This is a genomic window from uncultured Enterovirga sp., from assembly GCF_964242715.1.
GTDB lineage: Bacteria > Pseudomonadota > Alphaproteobacteria > Rhizobiales > Beijerinckiaceae > Enterovirga.
Genome location: NZ_CAXTAZ010000062.1, coordinates 1 through 17,373 on the forward strand (window position 1 = coordinate 1; position 17,373 = coordinate 17,373).

At 69.1% G+C, this 17,373-nt stretch carries 20 protein-coding genes, 1 other RNA gene and 1 pseudogene; 14 read left to right on the top strand and 8 right to left on the bottom strand.

Annotation, left to right across the window (positions count from 1 at the left end):
• Together ACFE87_RS21820 and ACFE87_RS21825 are read left to right on the top strand one after the other, a co-directional pair.
• Positions 1-277, top strand: a pseudogene (locus tag ACFE87_RS21820) (ornithine decarboxylase); the annotation flags it as partial.
• Between the two features lie 122 nt (positions 278-399).
• Complete coding sequence (locus ACFE87_RS21825) at positions 400-969, top strand: GNAT family N-acetyltransferase (RefSeq protein WP_375461771.1); 570 nt, start codon at positions 400-402, stop codon at positions 967-969.
• An 18-nt stretch (positions 970-987) separates the two neighbouring features.
• Here ACFE87_RS21825 and ACFE87_RS21830 read toward each other — a convergent pair whose 3' ends face one another.
• The 5 genes from ACFE87_RS21830 to ACFE87_RS21850 form a co-directional block, all read right to left on the bottom strand.
• Positions 988-1,923, bottom strand: coding sequence for an ABC transporter ATP-binding protein (locus ACFE87_RS21830; RefSeq protein ID WP_375461772.1), 936 nt, complete (start codon positions 1,921-1,923; stop codon positions 988-990).
• The gene (locus ACFE87_RS21835) at positions 1,920-2,564 is read right to left on the bottom strand and encodes an ABC transporter permease (RefSeq protein ID WP_375461773.1); all 645 of its coding nucleotides are present in this window, start codon (positions 2,562-2,564) and stop codon (positions 1,920-1,922) included. The genes ACFE87_RS21830 and ACFE87_RS21835 overlap by 4 nt, the downstream gene beginning before the upstream one ends.
• Positions 2,564-3,193, bottom strand: a complete 630-nt coding sequence (locus ACFE87_RS21840) for an ABC transporter permease (RefSeq protein WP_375461774.1) — start codon at positions 3,191-3,193, stop codon at positions 2,564-2,566. The genes ACFE87_RS21835 and ACFE87_RS21840 overlap by 1 nt, the downstream gene beginning before the upstream one ends.
• A gap of 177 nt (positions 3,194-3,370) precedes the next feature.
• A complete protein-coding gene (locus ACFE87_RS21845; protein WP_375461775.1) occupies positions 3,371-4,243 on the bottom strand; it encodes a glycine betaine ABC transporter substrate-binding protein in 873 nt (290 codons plus the stop codon).
• 115 nt (positions 4,244-4,358) lie between these two features.
• Complete coding sequence (locus tag ACFE87_RS21850) at positions 4,359-5,039, bottom strand: L,D-transpeptidase (RefSeq protein ID WP_375461776.1); 681 nt, start codon at positions 5,037-5,039, stop codon at positions 4,359-4,361.
• 188 nt (positions 5,040-5,227) lie between these two features.
• Between ACFE87_RS21850 and ssrS the strand changes: the two genes are divergently transcribed.
• From ssrS to ACFE87_RS21875, 5 genes are all read left to right on the top strand, one after another.
• Positions 5,228-5,383, top strand: a non-coding RNA gene (ssrS, locus tag ACFE87_RS21855) — 6S RNA.
• 12 nt (positions 5,384-5,395) lie between these two features.
• Entirely contained in the window at positions 5,396-5,986 is a 591-nt protein-coding gene (locus ACFE87_RS21860; protein ID WP_375461777.1) for a 5-formyltetrahydrofolate cyclo-ligase, read from the top strand.
• Positions 5,986-6,807 carry a TIGR00282 family metallophosphoesterase gene (locus tag ACFE87_RS21865; RefSeq protein WP_375461778.1) on the top strand — a complete coding sequence of 274 codons (822 nt, stop codon included), beginning with the start codon at positions 5,986-5,988 and terminating at the stop codon, positions 6,805-6,807. Before ACFE87_RS21860 ends, ACFE87_RS21865 begins: the two co-directional genes overlap by 1 nt.
• Before the next feature lie 130 nt (positions 6,808-6,937).
• Positions 6,938-8,050 (top strand): histidine kinase dimerization/phosphoacceptor domain -containing protein, encoded by a 1,113-nt coding sequence (locus ACFE87_RS21870; protein WP_375461779.1) that lies wholly within the window; start codon positions 6,938-6,940, stop codon positions 8,048-8,050.
• Between the two features lie 3 nt (positions 8,051-8,053).
• Complete coding sequence (locus ACFE87_RS21875; protein WP_375461780.1) at positions 8,054-8,494, top strand: response regulator; 441 nt, start codon at positions 8,054-8,056, stop codon at positions 8,492-8,494.
• A 14-nt stretch (positions 8,495-8,508) separates the two neighbouring features.
• Here the strand turns inward: ACFE87_RS21875 and ACFE87_RS21880 are convergent, their stop codons facing one another.
• On the bottom strand, positions 8,509-9,303 hold the full coding sequence (locus tag ACFE87_RS21880; protein ID WP_375461781.1) for an SDR family NAD(P)-dependent oxidoreductase: 795 nt from the start codon (positions 9,301-9,303) through the stop codon (positions 8,509-8,511).
• Positions 9,304-9,430: 127 nt separating this feature from the next.
• Here ACFE87_RS21880 and ACFE87_RS21885 point away from each other — a divergent pair, with 127 nt between their 5' ends.
• The 7 genes from ACFE87_RS21885 (at position 9,431) to ACFE87_RS21915 (ending at position 14,517) form a co-directional block, all read left to right on the top strand.
• A complete protein-coding gene (locus ACFE87_RS21885) occupies positions 9,431-10,177 on the top strand; it encodes a YebC/PmpR family DNA-binding transcriptional regulator (protein WP_375461782.1) in 747 nt (248 codons plus the stop codon).
• A gap of 26 nt (positions 10,178-10,203) precedes the next feature.
• The gene (ruvC, locus tag ACFE87_RS21890) at positions 10,204-10,701 is read left to right on the top strand and encodes a crossover junction endodeoxyribonuclease RuvC (protein WP_375461783.1); all 498 of its coding nucleotides are present in this window, start codon (positions 10,204-10,206) and stop codon (positions 10,699-10,701) included.
• A gap of 1 nt (position 10,702) precedes the next feature.
• Positions 10,703-10,897, top strand: a complete 195-nt coding sequence (locus ACFE87_RS21895) for a DUF2256 domain-containing protein (RefSeq protein WP_375461784.1) — start codon at positions 10,703-10,705, stop codon at positions 10,895-10,897.
• A gap of 58 nt (positions 10,898-10,955) precedes the next feature.
• Entirely contained in the window at positions 10,956-11,573 is a 618-nt protein-coding gene (gene ruvA / locus ACFE87_RS21900) for a Holliday junction branch migration protein RuvA (RefSeq protein WP_375461785.1), read from the top strand.
• Positions 11,574-11,730: 157 nt separating this feature from the next.
• Positions 11,731-12,666, top strand: a complete 936-nt coding sequence (locus ACFE87_RS21905) for a cupin-like domain-containing protein (RefSeq protein WP_375461786.1) — start codon at positions 11,731-11,733, stop codon at positions 12,664-12,666.
• Position 12,667: 1 nt separating this feature from the next.
• The gene (locus ACFE87_RS21910; protein ID WP_375461787.1) at positions 12,668-13,846 is read left to right on the top strand and encodes a GNAT family N-acetyltransferase; all 1,179 of its coding nucleotides are present in this window, start codon (positions 12,668-12,670) and stop codon (positions 13,844-13,846) included.
• On the top strand, positions 13,843-14,517 hold the full coding sequence (locus ACFE87_RS21915) for a class I SAM-dependent methyltransferase (RefSeq protein WP_375461788.1): 675 nt from the start codon (positions 13,843-13,845) through the stop codon (positions 14,515-14,517). Before ACFE87_RS21910 ends, ACFE87_RS21915 begins: the two co-directional genes overlap by 4 nt.
• A gap of 16 nt (positions 14,518-14,533) precedes the next feature.
• On the opposite strand, the gene ACFE87_RS21920 is transcribed toward ACFE87_RS21915, so the two are convergent.
• Positions 14,534-15,958, bottom strand: a complete 1,425-nt coding sequence (locus tag ACFE87_RS21920) for a lipopolysaccharide biosynthesis protein (RefSeq protein ID WP_375461789.1) — start codon at positions 15,956-15,958, stop codon at positions 14,534-14,536.
• A gap of 34 nt (positions 15,959-15,992) precedes the next feature.
• Positions 15,993-17,048, bottom strand: coding sequence for an endo-1,4-beta-xylanase (locus ACFE87_RS21925; RefSeq protein WP_375461790.1), 1,056 nt, complete (start codon positions 17,046-17,048; stop codon positions 15,993-15,995).
• Between the last annotated feature and the right edge of the window lie 325 nt (positions 17,049-17,373).

Genomic DNA, 17,373 nt, shown 5'->3' on the forward strand with positions numbered 1-17,373 from the left:
CGACATCGGCAAGTTCGGCGGCCTCGCCGAGACGATGGACGAGTCGATCCGGTACGACATCCGGACCGGGCATGACGAGGACCGTCGGGTCCCCTGCGTGCTCGCCGGACCGACCTGCGATTCCGCGGACGTGATGTACGAGAAGACGCCCTATTGGCTGCCCGTGTCGCTCGAAATCGGCGACCTCGTGCAGATCGAGGGCACGGGCGCCTACACGGCGACCTACTCGTCCGTCGCGTTCAACGGCCTGCCGCCGCTGCGCACGCACGTCATCTGAGACGGCGCAACCGCCTCTCCCCGTCTCGACGGGGAGAGGAGACGTCCTGCCTCCACATCCGAACGGCCCGCCTGCCCGGCGGGTGCGAGGTCCTGCTCCCGCTCCGGGAAAGGTCCCGTCCCATGTTCGCCATCCGTCACGAGACCCCGTTCGACATCCCGGCCCGCGACGCTTTGCTCGATCGCTGCTTCGGCGAGCCCCGCTTCGCCAAGACTTGCGAGCGGCTGCGCGAAGGCCGGCTCCCGGCCGACGGGCTCGCGCTCGCCGTCGCGAAGGACGGTCTGCTCGTCGGCACGATCCGGCTCTGGAACGTGGCGGCCGGCCCTGGCCGCCCGGCTCTGATGCTCGGGCCGGTCGCCGTCGAGCCGGCGCTGCAGGGCCATGGCATCGGCGCGAAGCTCGTCCGCGAGGCGATCGGGCGGGCGCGGGACCTGGGACACCGGGCCGTGCTCCTCGTCGGCGACGCGCCCTATTACGGCCGGTTCGGCTTTTCGCACGACGCCACGGGTGGGCTCTGGCTGCCGGGACCCTACGCGGCCGAGCGCTTCCTCGGGCTCGAACTCGTTCCGGGCGCCCTCTCGGGCGCGCGCGGGCTCGTCTCGGCGACCGGCGCCGCGGCACCTCGTCCGGACCTGGCCGCGCTGGTTCGGGCGGCCGCGAACGAGGACCGGTTCGTCCTGCGCGCTGCCTGAGCCGGCTGGGCGGGGGCGTCAGGGCCCGTCCAGAGCGGCGACCTTCCGGATCGCGTCCAGGGTCAGCGTGCGACCGTCGGCGAGCGGGAGCGCGTCGACGCCGCAGGCCAGCATGACCGACAAGGCCTCCTGCAAGCTCGTCTCGGGCCCGATCTCCGGCCCGGGCGGCCGCGGCAGCCCGGCGGCCGCGACCTCTCCAGCCGTCACCAACGTGAGCCGCCGCAGCGCCCGGTTGGCACCCACGAAATCGGCCACGAAGGCATCCGCCGGGCTGGCGAGCAGCCGGTTCGGCGTGTCGTGCTGGACGATGCGGCCCTCCCGCATGATCGCGACCGTGTTGCCCATGCGGATCGCCTCGTCGATGTCGTGGGTGACGAGGATCACGGTTTTGCCGAGCCGGCGCAGGATCTCGGCCACCTCGCGCTGCAGCCGGGCCCGCACCACGGGATCGACCGCCCCGAAGGGCTCGTCCATCAGGAGCACGGGCGGGTCCGCTGCCAGCGCCCGGGCGACGCCCACGCGCTGGCGCTGGCCGCCGGACAGGCTCGCCGGCCTTCGGTCCCGATAGGTCGCGGGGTCCAGCCCGACGAGCGCCAGCATCTCGTCCGTGCGTGCGGCGACCCGGGCCGCGTCCCAGCGGAGAAGGCGCGGCACCGTGGCGACGTTGTCGCCGACGCTCAGATGCGGGAACAGCCCCGTCCCCTGGATGACGTAGCCCATGCCGCGCCTGAGCCAGACCGGGTCGACATGGGTCACGTCGCGGCCGCCGAGGAGGATGCGGCCCGAACTCGGTTCGACGAGCCGGTTCACCATCCGGAGCGTCGTCGTCTTGCCGCAGCCCGAGGGGCCGATCAGCACGCAGGTCCGGCCCTCCGGCACCTCGATGTCGATCCCGTCCACCGCCGGGCGGGCGGAGCCCGGAAACAGCTTCGTCACCGCTTCGAGCCGGATCATGCGGTTCGCAATCCGAGTCGTCGGGAGGCTCCGCGCTCGGCCCAGCCGAAACCGATCTCGACGGTGCCGGCCATCATGGCGACGGCGAGAGCGCCGATGACGAGTTGCGGGATATCGAGCAGCCCCATTCCGGCGGAGATCAGCTCGCCGAACCCGCCGCCGCCGATGAAGACGGCGAGGGTCGCGGCCGAGACGATCTGCACGGCCGCGCTCCTGATGCCGGCCAGGATCACCGGGGCGGCGAGCGGCAATTCGATCCGGGCCAGGATCTGCGGCTCGGATAGGCCCTGGCCACGGGCCGCGTCGAGCACGTCTCGGTCGATCCCGGCAAGGCCGGACATCGTGTTGAGGAGCACCGCCGGCAGCCCGTAGAGGGCGAGGGCCACGATCGACGGAGCCATGCCGGTACCGAGGACCGGCATCATCACGACGAGGAGGGCGAGGCTCGGGATGGTCCGGAGCGTGTTCACGAGTGCCACCACCGGCCCCGACGCCCGACCGCGCCGGGCGAGCGCGATGCCGAGCGGGATCGCGACCGCGACCACGATGGCGAGCGACACGCCGCTGAGGACGAGATGCTCCCAGGCCGTCCGGGCGAGGATGTCGGTATGGCTCGAGACCCAGGCGGCGAGGGCGCCCATCAGGCCGCGAGCCCGCCGGCCGCACGGAGCCGCTTCTCCAAGCGCCGCAGCACCTCGTCGGCTGCAACCGCGAGGGCCGAGGCGACCGCCGCGCCGGCCACGACCTTCTCGCCGATATCCTGGGTGATGCCCTGGAAGATGATGTCCCCGAGCCCGCCCGCCCCGATGAAAGCCGCAACCGTTGCGACAGAGATCTGGGTCACGACCGTCAGCCGGATGCCGGCCAGGATCACTGGCGCGGCAAGCGGCAGCTCGATCCGGAGGAGCCGCCGCCAGCGCCCGAAGCCCATGCCGTCGGCGGCGTCGAGGATGTCGGCCGGGATGCCCCGGAGCGCCACCGCGACGTTCCGGGTCAGGACCAGGAGGGAGTACATGACGATCGCCACGAGGGCCGGCCCGTCGCCGAGCCCCATCACGGGGACGAGGAGCGCGAACAGCGCGAGCGCCGGGACGGTGTAGAGGAGGCCCGTCGCGAGGATCACGGCTCCGTAGAGGCGGGGCCTCCGGGCCGACACGATGCCGAGCGGCAGCGAGATCAGGAGCGAGATCGCCAGTGCTTCCCCGACCAGCAGCAGGTGCTGGAGCGTGGCCTCGAACAGGGTGTCGTAATTCTGAAGGGTCCAGGTCACGGACCGCGTGGCCAGTCGAGGAGGGATCCTGCATCCCGCGTCATGCTGAGGAGCGCCGAAGGCGCGTCTCGAAGCACGCACCAACGTCTTGCGTGCTTCGAGACGCGCTGCCGCCGGCTTCGCCGGACCGCAGCAATCCTCAGCATGACGCCGTTGGGTGAATAAGAGCGAGGCGCGTCACTTCACGATCCCCTTCGCCTTCAAGAACTCCGCCGCGACCCGGCGTGGCTCCTTCTTGTCGACCTCTACCTGCCGGTTCAGCTCCTGCATCGTGGCGTTGTCGATGAGCCCGTTCACCCGGGCAAGGGCGTCCGCCACCTTCGCGTCGCGGGCGATCTCCATGCGGACGACCGGGGCAAGGAGGTAGGGCGGGAAAAGGTTCTTATCGTCTTCCAGCACGACGAACTTTCCGGCCGCGATCTGCCAGTCGGTCGAAAATCCGTTGGTGACATCGGCCTGTTTCGAGGTGAGCGCGTCGTAGCGAAGCCGGAGCGCCGCGAATTGCCGGCTGTCGCCGAACTGGATGCCGTAGACGGCCTTCAGCCCGGGCACGCCGTCGTAGCGATCGAAGAATTCCGACCCGCCTCCGAGCTTCAGCTTCGGGGCAGCCGCGGCGAGTTCCGACAGGGTCTTGAGCTTGTACTCGGCGGCGGTGTCCGGCCGCACTACGATGGCATTGCCGTTATTCACCCGCGAGGGCGGCAGCCACGTGAGATTGAACTCCTTCTCGTAAAAGCTCTTCACCTTGTCGAAAACGCGCGCCGGATCCGTGTCGTTCTCGGCCTTCATCACGGCGAGGAGGCCGGTCCCGGTATATTCCGGATAGAGGTCGATCGCGCCACTCTTCAAAGCCTCGTGCGCGACCAGCGTCGCCCCGAGATTGATCTTGCGGTCGACCTTGAACCCGGCGGCCTCGAGTGAGCCGGCATAGAGTTCGGCCACGATGAATTGCTCGGTGAAATTCTTCGAGCCGACCCGGATCGTCTGCGCGGCGGCCGGAAGGGCCAGGACGATTGCGGCCAGCGTGGCGAGGAGGCGGAGGCGAAGCATGGTCCGTCCAGTTGGTTCTGGACGGACGGTAGCGGCTGCGCGCCGGGCGGCCAAGCGGACGCTCAGCCTGGTCGACGTCCGGAGCCGGCCTCGTACCTGCGCGGGGCGCTTAGGCTCACGCCGGCAGGACGACGACCTTCGTCTTCACCGACGTCCGCGCATAGAGGTGGATCATGTCCTGGCTGAGCAGGCCGACGCAGCCGCTCGTGACGCCCGAACCGATCGATTCCGGGTCGCTGCTCGCGTAGATCGTGTAGAGGGTATAGGCTCCGTTCTGGTAGAGATGGAGCGTGCGGGCGCCGAGCGGGTTCTCGAGGCCGCCCGGCATGCCGCGGGCATATTTCGCCACCTCGGGCTGGCGCTTGATCATCTCCCGGGGCGGGGTCCAGGTCGCCCATTCGGACTTGCGCCCGACATAGGCGTCACCGCTCCAGCGGAACCCGTCGCGGCCGACATTCGCGCCGTAGCGGGTCGCGTTTCCGCCCTCCTCGATCCGGTACACATAGTAGTTGCCTGGATCGACGATGATCGTGCCGGGCGCTTCCTTCGTGGCGTAGGCCATCGTGCGGCGATAGAATTTCGGATCGACCTTGCTGACGTCGACCGCCGGGATCGGGAATTTCTCCTCGGGCACCGGCCCGTAAAGCCTGGACGCCTCGGCGAAGTCGGTCGAGGCACAGCCGGCCAGTCCGAGCGACCCGAGACTCACGGCGGAACCGGCGAGGAACCATCGGCGGCTGAGCAAAGCCCGCTCGTCCCGGTCGTCGGAACCGGCATTCCCGCTATTCATGATCATACTCGTCGAACCCGTAACCCGTGGCCCCACGGGGGGATGGCCCGGGTTATACCCCGACAAACCTCTCCGCCGGGTTGCGATTCTGCCACACCGACCGGCCGCCGATCTCGCGCCGTCGCCGCCACCGGCTGCTGCGGGATGGCCGGCCGGGGCTGGCGTCCGCCCGGCCTCGTGGCTATATTCCGAGGGCGGGGCTGCGGGGCGCGTCAGGAGACAATATCCCCGGGGCCTTATCGATTCCAAAGGGGGCTGTCCCTGGCCTTGTCCGTGGACTTGGTCAACACGGTCCCCACCTACGTTGTAGGTTCCCGGGATCGATCTCCAACGGCTCTCGTGGCTCCGCACCTATCTCCCGCATGACCGACCCCGACACCGACGCGCTGAAGCGCCGCCTCCGCGAAGAGGGTTTCGCGCGCCGGGATGCACTCGAGAAGCCCTTTCGGACCGAGGCCTCGCAAGCGATTGCGGCCCAGGCGCTTGCCCTTCCGGAACTCGCGGAAAGCGAACCCGTCGGCGGCTATTGGCCGATGCGGAGCGAGGTGGATCCCCGCCCGATCATGCAGGCGCTCGTCGAGCGAGGCCGGATCGTCGCTCTCTCCCAAATCATCCACCCGGCCCTGTCCTGGCGCGAGTGGCGGCCGGACGACATGCTGGTCCATGGCGGTTTCGGCGTGCGCGAGCCCGGGCCGGACGCGGCCGAGGTGTTTCCGCATGCGCTCCTCGTGCCCCTCTGCGCCTTTGACCGCGACGGTGGGCGGCTCGGCTACGGCAAGGGCCATTTCGACCGCGCCATCGCGACGCTCTCGGCCCGGCATCCGCTCGTCACGATCGGGCTCGCCTTCTCGGTCCAGGAGATCGAGCGCGTCCCGCAGGACCCGCATGACTGCCCTCTCGACGTGATCGTGACGGAGCGCGAGGTGATCCGGCCCGGCCGGGGAGCGCGCTGATGCGCATCCTCTTTCTCGGCGACGTCGTCGGGCGGCCCGGCCGCCGCGCCGTGACCGACCGGCTGCCGGCCTTGCGCGAACTCTGGGCCCTCGACGCCGTCGTGATCAACGGCGAGAACTCCGCCGGCGGTTTCGGCATCACGGAAGCGATCTGCTCCGAGCTGATCGAGGCGGGCGCGGACGCGGTGACGCTCGGCAACCATTCCTGGGACCAGCGCGAGGCGCTCGTCTTCATCGCCCGGCAGCCCCGGCTGATCCGGCCCTGCAACTATCCGGCCGGTGCGCCCGGACGCGGCGCGAACCTGATCGACCTTCGGGACGGACGGCGTCTCCTCGTCGTGAACGCTCTGGGGCGCCTCTTCATGGAGGCGCTCGACGACCCCTTCGCGGCGGTCGACCGCGAGGTCGGGCTCTGCCCCCTCGGCCAGGTCGCGGACGCGATCCTGGTCGACATCCATGCCGAGGCGACGAGCGAGAAACAGGCCGTCGCCTACCATCTCGACGGCCGCGTCTCGGCGGTCGTCGGCACCCACACCCACGTGCCGACGGCCGACGACCGCATCCTGCCGGCCGGCACCGCCTTCCTGTCGGATGCCGGCATGTGCGGCGACTACGAATCGATCCTCGGCCTGCAGCGCGAGGAGCCGATCCGGCGCTTCATCGAGAAGATCCCGGGCTCGCGGGCCGAGGTCGCGACCGGCGAGGGCACGCTCTGCGGTTTTGCGGTCGAGACGGACGACGGGACGGGACTGGCCCTTCGGGCCGCCGCGGTTCGGATCGGGCCGGTGCTGTCGGAACGGCTGCCAGCCTTCTGGCAATAGCCGGAACGGCTGGCCTGGTCGGGTCGTTTCGGCGAGGCGGCGGGTACGGACCCCACGGAACCTTGTACGGCTCTTACGATTCTCGTCGGTCCGGCGTCGTGACCTCACGCCGAAAGGCGATGGGTCTGCCATGGAATCGAGCGACTCCTGGAAGTTGACGGGCAACCTCCCGCACGAACTCGGCCGCGGCGACCCGTTCGCGGCCGCGCTCCGCGCGACCCGGATGGCGATGATCATCACCGATCCGCGCCAGGACGATAATCCGATCGTCTTCGCGAACGACGCCTTCCTACGGCTGACCGGCTATGGTCGCGAGGAGGTCATGGGCCGGAATTGCCGCTTCCTGCAGGGCCCCGAGACGGACAGGGCGGCCATCGGGCACGTCCGGGACGCGATCCAGTCCGACCAGGACATCAGCATCGATCTCCTGAACTACCGCAAGGACGGCAGCTTCTTCTGGAACGCCCTGTATCTCTCGCCAGTGAGGTCAAGCGGGGGCGAGACGCAGTTCTTCTTCGCCTCGCAGCTCGACGTGACCGACCGGATCGAGCTCCGGGATCGGCTCGCCAGCGAGAATGCCCGTATCGAGGCCGAGGTGAAGCGGCGCACGCGCGATCTCGAGGAGGCGCTCGCGGCCAAGAACGTGCTGCTGCACGAGGTCGATCACCGCGTGAAGAACAACCTTCAGATGATCGCCTCCCTGATCGCGCTCCAGGCCCGCCGCATCCCGGACGAGCAGATCAGGCGGACGCTGAAATCCATGCTGGGCCGGGTGGAGGCGTTGGGCACGGTCCACCGCCGCCTGTACCAATCCGATGACGTGAGCCGGTTCGACGTGGCGGAATTCACGCGCGACGTCGCGAACGATCTGGTCGCGGCGAGCGGCCGGGAAGACATCTGCCTCGACCTCCGGCTGGTACCGGTCGAGGTTCCGGCCGCCAAAGCCGCCCCGCTCGCCCTCATGGTCAACGAGCTCGTCACCAACGCCATCAAGCATGCCTTCCCGGACCGGGGTGGGCGGATCCGGATCGAGGTCGAGCCGCGCGGCGACCGTTTCTTCATCAAGATGGAGGATGACGGGATCGGGACACCGCCCGAAGTCTCGCGACGAACCTCGCTGGGACGCACCCTCATCGAGAATTTCGCCCTGCAACTTCAGGCGGATGTGGTCTCGTCGTCCGCCGATCCCGGGACCCGGATCGAGATCGCTATTCCGATCGACCGCGTGCAGAACGGTACCTGACCCATGAGTCCGCTTCGTATCCTGATCGTCGAAGACGAGCGCCTGATCGCGATGCAACTCGAAGACGACATCACCGATGCCGGTCATGAGGTGGTCGGCTGCGCGATGTCGTCCAGCGAAGCGATCCTCTTGGCGGAGCGCACCCGGCCCGATCTCGCCCTCGTCGACATCCACCTGGCCGATGGTCCGACGGGGGTGGATGTGGTGCGCCAGCTCGTCCGTCTCGACAACGTCGTCGTGTTCATGACGTCGAACGTGAAACGCATCCCGGCCGATTTCGCGGGAGCCGCCGGCGTGCTGAACAAGCCCGTCTCCAGCCACGGCCTGCATCAGGCGCTACGGTTCATCCGGGCCCGGATGCAGCACGAAGGTCACGGCACCAAGCCCAGCAGTCTCACGGTCGCGCCGGACTGGGAGGAGCGCTGGAAAGCGGCCTCCGCCTGAGGGGGACGCCGCCGTCACCGCGTCGCGGCCGTGATCCCCCCATCGACCACGATCTCGGTCCCCGTCACGTAGCGGGCCTCGTCCGAGGCCAAGAACAGGGCGGCGTGGGCGATGTCCCAGGCGTCGCCCATCCGGCCCATCGGGACCTGGTTGTGGCGCTTGTTGACGAAGCCCTCGTAGTCGCCGGCCGCGTATTTCTCGGCGAGCCGGTTGACCAGCGGCGTGTGCATCAGGCCGGGCACGACGCAGTTCAGCCGCACGCCCGAGGCGGCATGGATCACGGCCGTCGTCTTCGTCATTTGGATCAGGGCGGCCTTGGCGGCCGCATAGCCGACCTGCGGCTTGCCGATATAGCGGAGCGCCGCGATCGACGAGACGTTCACGATCGCGCCGCCGCCCTGCGCCTCCATGATCGGGATGACGTATTTGCACCCGAGGAAGGCGGTGGTGGCGTTGAGCTGGAACTGCGCCGCCCAGACCTCCTCGGCCATGTCGACCGGCCCGCCGGGCTCGGACTGGCCGACATTGTTCACCAGCACGTCGATCCGGCCGAAACGCTCCTGCGTGCGGCGCACGAAGGCTTCGACCTCCCGGGCGCTGGTCGCGTCGCAGGCCTCGACATGGGCCGTGCCGCCTTCCTCCCCGATGATCCGGGCCGTCTCCTCGGCGGCGTCGAGGTTGCGGTCGGTCCCGACCAATGTCGCCCCCTGGCGCGCGAACAGCACGGCCGTCGCCTTGCCGTTGCCCCAGCCGGGGCCCGACGAGCCGCATCCCATCACGATCGCGACCTTGCCTTCGAGGCTCAGCATCGGCGACGTCCCTCCCTCGGTCGCGCCGGCCATGATGACAGGCGCCCGATAAGACCCTAATCCGCCTGGCAGGATCGCGATATGCGGCGCACGCAAGCGTGCCGCCGCCCAGGACGGGTCGGGTAGCATGGCCGGGCATTCCCAGTTCAAGAACATCATGCACCGGAAGGGCCGCGTAGACGCGGTTCGGTCGCGCGTATTTTCCAAGCTCGCGCGCGAGATCACGGTCGCGGCCAAGATGGGCATGCCGGATCCCAACATGAATCCGCGCCTGCGCTCCGCCATCCTGGCGGCCCGGGCCGAGAACATGCCGCGCGACAACATCGAGCGCGCGATCAAGAAGAGCCAGGGTGGCGACGCCGAGAATTACGAGGAGATCCGCTACGAAGGCTACGGTCCCGGCGGCGCCGCGATCATCGTCGAGGCCATGACCGACAACCGGAACCGCACGGCCTCGGACGTCCGCTCGGTCTTCACCAAATCCGGCGGAAACCTTGCCGAAACGGGGTCCGTCGCCTTCATGTTCGACCATGTCGGAATGGTCGAGTTCGACGCCAAGGTCGGCGACGACGACACCATGCTGGAGGCCGCCATCGAGGCCGGCGCGAACGATGTCGAGTCCGACGCCGAGGCCGGCCACATTGTTTATTGCGACCAGGGGGCGCTCGCCGAGGTGTCGAAGGCGCTCGAGGCCCGCTTCGGCGAGCCCCGGAAATCGGCGCTCGTCTGGCGGCCGCAAAACGCGGTCGCGGTCGACGACGAGGTGGGCGAGAAGCTGCTTCGCCTCATGGAGACGCTCGACAGCCACGACGACGTGCAGAGCGTCTACGGCAATTTCGAAGTCTCGGACGCCCTCATGTCGAAGATGGGTTGATTGCGAAGCCCGCCGATTCTCGCGGCGTGACCGCACCGGTTCGCATCCTCGGCCTGGATCCGGGCCTCCGGCGGACGGGCTGGGGCCTCGTCACGATCGAAGGGTCGCGCCTCGCCTATGTGGCGAGCGGCGTCGTCCTCTCCTCCGACAAGGCGGCTTTGGCCGATCGCCTGCGCGAACTCCACGACGGCATCGCCGAAGTGCTCCGGACCGGGATGCCTGACGAGGTCGCCGTCGAGGAAACCTTCGTCAACACGAATGCCCAATCGACCCTGAAGCTCGGCCACGCGCGCGGGGTGGCGTTGCTGGTCCCGGCCCTTGCCGGGCTTCCGGTCGCGGAATACGCGGCGAACCTCGTGAAGAAGTCGGTGGTCGGGGCGGGCCATGCCGACAAGCGCCAGATCCAGGCCATGATCCGAATCCTCCTGCCGAAGGCGGACCCGGCCTCGGACGATGCCGCCGACGCGCTCGCGGTCGCGATCACGCATGCCCATCACCGCCGCGCCCGGGCGCTCGGGGCCTGAGATGGCCCGGATGCGCCAGAAGGCCGACCTGCCGAGCAAACTCTGCGCGACCTGCGGCCGACCCTTCGCGTGGCGTCGCAAATGGGCGCGAGATTGGGAGAGCGTGCGGTACTGCTCGGACAAGTGCCGGGAGACCAAGGGCCCGTCCGCGCCGGACAAGGCCGGGTCTTGCGGAGCCGGTACCCGGAAGCCATGAACATTCGTCGGGCAGTCGAGGCGATCGATCGGGACATGCCCGGTTCTGGCGGTGAGCAGTGATCGGTAAGCTGAAAGGCATCGTCGATTCCTACGGCGAGGATTTCGTGATCCTCGACGTGCAGGGGGTCGGCTACGTCGTGCATTGCTCCTCGCGCACGCTCCAGAACCTTGCGCCGGCAGGCGAGGCCGCCACCCTGTCGATCGAGACCTATGTCCGCGAGGACATGATCCGGCTCTACGGCTTCCGGTCGGACAGCGAGCGGGAGTGGTTTCGCCTGCTGCAGACGATCCAGGGCGTCGGTGCCAAGGTGGCGCTCGCGATCCTGTCGGTGCTGGAGCCCGGCGCGCTCGCGACCGCGGTCGCGAGCGGCGACAAGGCCGCCATCGCGCGGGCGCCTGGCGTGGGGGCGAAGCTCGCCGCCCGCATCGTCGCCGAGATGAAGGACAAGGCTCCGGTTTTCGGCGCCGTCGATCCGGTTCTAGCGCAGCTCTCGGGCGCCGTCGAGGATCGCAGCGCCCCGCCGGCCATCGCGGACGCCGTCTCGGCCCTGGTCAATCTCGGCTACGCCCCGCCCCAGGCCTCGGCTGCGATCGCGGCCGCGCTTCGGGCCGCACCGGAGGGTGCCGAGGCGCCGGCCCTGATCCGGCTCGGGCTGCGGGAACTCGCCCGCTAGGCTCCGTCTCCCAATCCGGATCGCTTCTTGCTGCCTGAAGGGTGGCACCCGCGAACCCGCGTGCGCCGCATCGGAATGGAACAGCTGCAGCGGAGTTCCCTGTCCCGGGTCGGGACGGGCTGTCCCAATCGGGACCCGCGCGCGAGGAGGTCGAGCCATGCGCCCAAACCCGGTCTTCACCTCGTGGCCCGCCAAGGCGAGCGCGCTCTGGAACAATCAGCCGATCCGGCTGGAGCACCGGCTCCACCAGACCCCGCTTTTCTCCAGGGAAGGGCTGGCCGAGCTGATCTCGCGCTATCCCCGCGAGCATTACAGCCTCGTCTATATGGGCGCGCAGGGGGAAGCGAAGCGCTTCTGGCGTGAGGGCGAGATCGGCTCGCTCTCAGGCGCCCAGGTCATCGATGCGATCGCGCAGGGCCGCATGTGGCTCAACCTGCGCAACATTACCGATGTCGACCCGCGCTACCGCGAGATGCTCGACGAAACCTTCGCGGAATTGTCCGAGCGCATCCCCGGATTCGAGGCGCCGACCCGGTCGGCCGGGATCCTGATCTCGTCGCCGAGCGCCCAGGTCTATTACCACACCGACCTGCCCGGCCAGTGCCTCTGGCAGATCTCCGGCCGCAAACGCGTCCACGTCTACCCGGCCTCGGCGCCTTTCGTGACGCCGCAGCATCTCGAGGACATCGCCGTCCACGATGTCGAGGTGAACATGCCCTACGATCCCTGGTACGAGGAGCACGCGCAAGCCTACGATCTCGAGCCCGGGCAGATGCTGAGCTGGCCCCTGAACGCGCCGCACCGGGTCGAGAATCTCAACACGCTCAACATCTCGATGACGGTCTCGTTCGTCACCGAGGACATCCGGCGGCGCCAGATGGTCAACCTGGCGAACGGCATCCTGCGTCACCGCTTCGGCGTCTCGTCGGTCGGACGCGCGACCGAAGGCCCGGCCTTCTGGTCGAAGGCCGTGCTGCAGAAGGTCATGCGGCAGACCGGCTGGGCCAAGCGCAAGCGTCGCGAAGGCCGGCAGATCGACTTCCGGCTCGACGACCAGCGGCTCGGCGAGATCGTCGACCTGAAGGCCGCCTGAGGTGGGCGCGGCAGCGGCCCTGGTCGAGGTGCCCACGCGCGCCGCGTCGGATTACCTCGTCCGGGTGGACCATGACTGGGAATCGGCCGCCGCCGGCTACGACGCGGCCGAGCGCGAGGACGCGCGAACCCCGTTCCAGGGCCAGATCGTGCTGGATTCATGGTACCGGGCCATGGCCACGCGAGCCGACCTCGAGCCGGTCCTGCTCTCGGTGTCGGACGCCAGGACCGGCGCCCTGGCGTTGCATCTCCCGCTTGTCCGCCTGCGCCGCGGAATGGTCCGGGTCCTCGCCTTCGCCGACCAGGAGTTGATCGACTACAACGCCCCGGTCCTAGGGCCGGCCGCGCCGCGCGACGCGGAGGGCGCGGCCGCGCTGTGGCGCATGCTGCGGGCGAAGCTCCCCGGAGCCGACCTGATCGAACTGCGCAAGATGCCGCTGACAATTCGCGATCGGCCCAATCCGCTCGCCTTCCTGCGGACCTTGCCCTGCGAGCTGAACGGCAACCTGGTCCGGATCGGGGATGCTTACGACGCCTACCTGCGGGGCGGGATCAAGCGCCTCGTCCGCAAGGAATTGGAGCGCTCCTGGCGCGTCTTTTCCCGGCACCCGGAGGCTTCGTTCCGCGCAATCGTGGGCTCGCAGGATCGGATGCGGGTACTGGCCGCGATCGAGCACCAGCAACCGATCCGCATGGGCCTCGCACGAAAAAGCTACGCCCTCGACGCGCCGGAGCCGGCCGAGTTCTATCGACGGCTGGTCGAGGTCGACCCAACCGGAGACACCGTGGTGCTCCTGGCGCTTGCGGCCGGCGACGAGATCGTGGCTGCGCTCCTCGGCCTTCGCGAGGCCGGGCGCTTTACCATGATCCGGATCAGCAGCAGCACGGACGCGGCCTGGACGAATTGCTCCCCGGGTCGGCTCGTGATCGAGCGCAGCATGGCCCACCTTCATGCGGAGGGCGTGCGCGAGTTCGACTTCAGCGTCGGCAACTACGATTACAAGCGGCGGTTCGGTGTCGAGCCGGTTCCGCTGGTCGACGTCGTCCGGCCGCTCACGCCGCTCGGCCTCGCGGGGGCGGCACGCGCACAGGGACGCGCCTGGCTTCGCACGCATCCCGAACTCGAGACGCGGATGCGGCGCCTGCTCGGGCGTGCTTCCGCCCAGGAGGCCGCGCCATGACGTCCCTCGCCCTTCCGAAGGACGACACGGCCCGGGAAGACGCCGTCTACCGCAACGCCTTCCGGCGCCGCCGCTTCGCCGCCTTCCTGGCGCTCGTCGACGACGTCGTGCGGGAGCGTGGGCGCTGCCGTGTGCTCGATCTCGGCGGCGGGGTCTCCTATTGGCTGGGCCTCGAACAGGCCTGGCGCGACCGCCCGGTGCACGTCACGCTCGTGAATCTCGCGAGCGAGCCCGTGCCGGATGGCCGTTTCGAGAGCCTCGCCGGTGACGCCTGCAGCCTGCCGGACTATCCCGACGACGCCTTCGACATCGTGCATTCGAACTCGGTCATCGAGCATGTCGGCAGCTGGTCGAACAAGAAGCGGATGGCCGCGGAAGTCCGGCGTCTCGCGCCCCGCTATTTCGTCCAGACGCCGAATTACTGGTTCCCGATCGAGCCGCATTTCCGGACGCCCGCGATCCATTGGCTGCCGCGGCCTTGGCAGCGCCGCCTCGTGATGCGCTCGGCGCTCGGATTCCACCCCAGGGCCGAAAGCCTCGACGAGGCGGATCGCATCCTGGCGGATGCGTCGCTTCTCGACGGGCGCGAGATGGCGGAGTTGTTCCCCGACGGGCGGATCCTCAGGGAGCGCTTCTGCGGCCTGACGAAGTCGCTCATCGCGATCCGCTGACCGGCGCGAGAGCCGCTTAACGTCGAACGGCGGCCAGGACGGCGCTTCCCTCGGCGAGCAGCGTTCGCGGACGAAGTCCGAAGCCGAGCCCCGTGATGGCGAGCGCCAGCACGAAGAGCCCGGCCTGGGCCGCGAGAATTGTCGGTAACGGAAACTGCCACCCGCTGACGGCCTGACCGGCGAGCGTGAGCGCGATCCCGAGGAGCGCCATCCCGACGACCGGTCGCCAGGGAGTCGGCATCCTGAACTCCCCGCGTCCCGCGAGGAGAAAGAACAGTCCGGCCGCGACCTGACCCCCCAGGAAGGCGAGCGCCGCTCCGAGCGCTCCGTGGCGCGGGATCAGGACGGCGCAGAGCACGAGGTTCACGACCGCCAGGATCAGGGCCGAGACGAGCTCGAGCTGGCTCGCGCGGGTGAAGTAGATGATCTGGGCGAGATACACGTTCCGGACGACCAGCAGGAAGGACGCGACCAGGATCGGCGGCAGGAGCGTCTCGGACCCTTCCAGGAAGGAGGGGGGAAAGATGACCGGCAGGAGCACCGGCGCGAAGACCAGGAAGGCCGCCGTCATGAAGGTGCCGACGACGAGGAGAAGCCGGAAGGCGTGGTTCAGCGTGCGAAGCGCCTCGCCCCGCTCGCCCGCGGAGAATTGCCGCTTGGCGAGCGGCACGGTCGCGAGACTCACGCTCTCGGCCAGGACGGTGAAACTCGCCCGGACGATGTCGCTCAGCGCACCGTACGCGCCGATCACCGCCGCGCCCTCGAGGCTCGCGAGGTAGAAGCGGTCGATCCCCTGGGCGAAGGCGCCGATCCCGAAGGACAGCATCAGGGGCCAGCCGAACACGAGAAGCTTTCGGGCCTCCCGCCATGTCGGACGCCCTCCGATGAGCCGGCCGAGGGTGATGGCGGCCGGGATGCTGGCGACCAGATGGGCGACCGCGATCCCGGCCGCGAGCGCCAGCGCGCTCTGCTCGAACAGGAGCGCCAGTGTGCCGAGCGCGAGCACCAGCGACGCCTTCAGCACCAGCGCGAGCGAGGCCCGGCCCACCTCGAGCCGCGTCCGGCAGACCTCCGTGATCACCTCGAAGAGCGCCGTCCCCAGCCCGATGAGCAGCGCTCCGGCCGCGAAGGCGAAACTCGCCCCGTCCAAGGCGAAAGCGATCGCGGCGACCGCCACCGTGACCAGCATCGAGGCCGCGATCAGGGCGAGGAAACTCGCGAAGAAGTCGCGATCCTCGTCGGACCGGTAATGATTGAAGAAGGCGTAGCGGATCCATTGGACCGAAAAGCCGCTGATCACGAGCGCGGCCGCGAACATGACGACGTAATGGCCGTAGACCTCCGGTCCGGCGAGCCGCGTGAAGACCGCGACCGCGACGAGGTTCCCGACCGCCGCGAAGCCGCGCGATAGGAAATAGAGGGCGAGGTGGCGGCGGATCATGAGATCCTGCCGGCCGAGCTGAGGGCGTTCCTGCTCATGCGGCCCGCGCCCGTGCCCGTGCCCGAGCGGCGCCGTGGTCCGGAGCCCCGGCGAAGGCGTCCCGGATCGCGGACCATAACGGCTTCCGCCGATACGCTCCGTCGAGAGGCAGGCTGCGCTGGGGCAGGCCGTCGGGGCGTCGGCGATCGCTCTCGTTCAGCCAGGTATTCATGTCGACGATGTCCCAGGTCAGAACGTTCAGGACCGCCGGCTCGTCCAGCACGACGTCCAGGTAGCGGCGCGCCAGATCGGCCACAGCCCGGTCCCGCGCCGCAACGTCGGCCGGAAAGGCACGGTCGTCGATGTCGAGCTCGGTGATCTCGACCGCAAGCCCCAATCCTGCGAGCCGGGCGAGGAAGCGGCGAAGCGCCGTCTCGTCCAGCGGCACGAGCGAGTTGAGATGGGATTGCAGCCCGAACCGACGGATCGGCACGCCGCGGGCCAAAAACGTTTCGAGGAGACGCAGGACCGCGGTTCGGCGCGCCTCCATCCAGTCGGCGCCGAGGCAGACATCGTCCTCGTTCCAGAGGCCGGCGGCCTTGGGATCGACCTCGCGCAGGGTGTGGAAGGCGAGGTCGACATAGCCTGGCCCGAGCGCCGCAAGCCACGGGGTCACGCGCAGGCCGTCCGATCGACCGCCCGTGAGGTCGACGATCTCGTTCACGGTGTCCCAGGATTCGATCTGACCCCGGTAGCGCCCCGCGATGCGGCCGATCCAGTCCCGCATCAGGCGCTCGCCTGAGGCGCGCGTGATCTTCGCCAGCACCCAATCCGGCATGCCGCGATGCCAGACGAGTGTCGTGCCGCGAAGGCGCTGCCCGTCGGCCCGCGCCGCATCGCGGATCTCGTCCCCGCCGAGATGGGTCACCTGGCCGGGTTTCGGCTCGACATATTCCCACTTCATCTCGTTTTCGGGGACGACGATGCCGCATTCGCGCTGCACCGCGCGCCGGTAGAGCGGGTCGGTGCGGAACGAGGTGATGTTCACGGCCGTGCCGAAGCTGAGCCCCTTCCGCTCGGCGGCTTGGCGTAATCCGTCCGCGTCCGCCATCGGTCCACGGCGAGCCGCCGCCGCCGACGGCGACGCAAGGGCGACAGATGCTGCGCCCAACTTCGCCATGAAGCCGCGGCGGGTCGAGCGAGGCGTGCAGGGCAAGCGCGTCATCCGCATCAGCTGAACCATCAGGTGATTGCCAAATCGCCGACGCGGGCCCGCAACGCCGGACTTCGCGGCGCTATGGTGAAGCGTCCCTGAAGCACAGGCCAGAGAAACCCGGGCTCCGGCGCGCCAAATTTTAGGTGTTCTCCCGCAGGGTGGACGGGTGCCAGGCCTAAGAGCGTCCCTGTCGTGCAACTCGCCTCCTCGACATTACTGC

Excerpts from the sequence above, each read along its gene's own strand:
- ACFE87_RS21870 (WP_375461779.1), top strand. The coding sequence starts at position 6,938 with ATGGAATCGAGCGACTCCTGGAAGTTGACGGGCAACCTCCCGCACGAA.
- ACFE87_RS21905 (WP_375461786.1), top strand. The coding sequence starts at position 11,731 with ATGCGCCCAAACCCGGTCTTCACCTCGTGGCCCGCCAAGGCGAGCGCG.
- ACFE87_RS21875 (WP_375461780.1), top strand. The coding sequence starts at position 8,054 with ATGAGTCCGCTTCGTATCCTGATCGTCGAAGACGAGCGCCTGATCGCG.
- ACFE87_RS21895 (WP_375461784.1), top strand. The coding sequence starts at position 10,703 with ATGGCCCGGATGCGCCAGAAGGCCGACCTGCCGAGCAAACTCTGCGCG.
- ACFE87_RS21880 (WP_375461781.1), bottom strand. The coding sequence starts at position 9,303 with ATGCTGAGCCTCGAAGGCAAGGTCGCGATCGTGATGGGATGCGGCTCG.
- ACFE87_RS21915 (WP_375461788.1), top strand. The coding sequence starts at position 13,843 with ATGACGTCCCTCGCCCTTCCGAAGGACGACACGGCCCGGGAAGACGCC.
- ACFE87_RS21925 (WP_375461790.1), bottom strand. The coding sequence starts at position 17,048 with ATGGCGGACGCGGACGGATTACGCCAAGCCGCCGAGCGGAAGGGGCTC.
- ACFE87_RS21865 (WP_375461778.1), top strand. The coding sequence starts at position 5,986 with ATGCGCATCCTCTTTCTCGGCGACGTCGTCGGGCGGCCCGGCCGCCGC.
- ACFE87_RS21920 (WP_375461789.1), bottom strand. The coding sequence starts at position 15,958 with ATGATCCGCCGCCACCTCGCCCTCTATTTCCTATCGCGCGGCTTCGCG.
- ACFE87_RS21860 (WP_375461777.1), top strand. The coding sequence starts at position 5,396 with ATGACCGACCCCGACACCGACGCGCTGAAGCGCCGCCTCCGCGAAGAG.
- ACFE87_RS21835 (WP_375461773.1), bottom strand. The coding sequence starts at position 2,564 with ATGGGCGCCCTCGCCGCCTGGGTCTCGAGCCATACCGACATCCTCGCC.
- ACFE87_RS21825 (WP_375461771.1), top strand. The coding sequence starts at position 400 with ATGTTCGCCATCCGTCACGAGACCCCGTTCGACATCCCGGCCCGCGAC.
- ACFE87_RS21830 (WP_375461772.1), bottom strand. The coding sequence starts at position 1,923 with ATGATCCGGCTCGAAGCGGTGACGAAGCTGTTTCCGGGCTCCGCCCGC.
- ACFE87_RS21845 (WP_375461775.1), bottom strand. The coding sequence starts at position 4,243 with ATGCTTCGCCTCCGCCTCCTCGCCACGCTGGCCGCAATCGTCCTGGCC.
- ACFE87_RS21885 (WP_375461782.1), top strand. The coding sequence starts at position 9,431 with ATGGCCGGGCATTCCCAGTTCAAGAACATCATGCACCGGAAGGGCCGC.
- ACFE87_RS21850 (WP_375461776.1), bottom strand. The coding sequence starts at position 5,039 with ATGATCATGAATAGCGGGAATGCCGGTTCCGACGACCGGGACGAGCGG.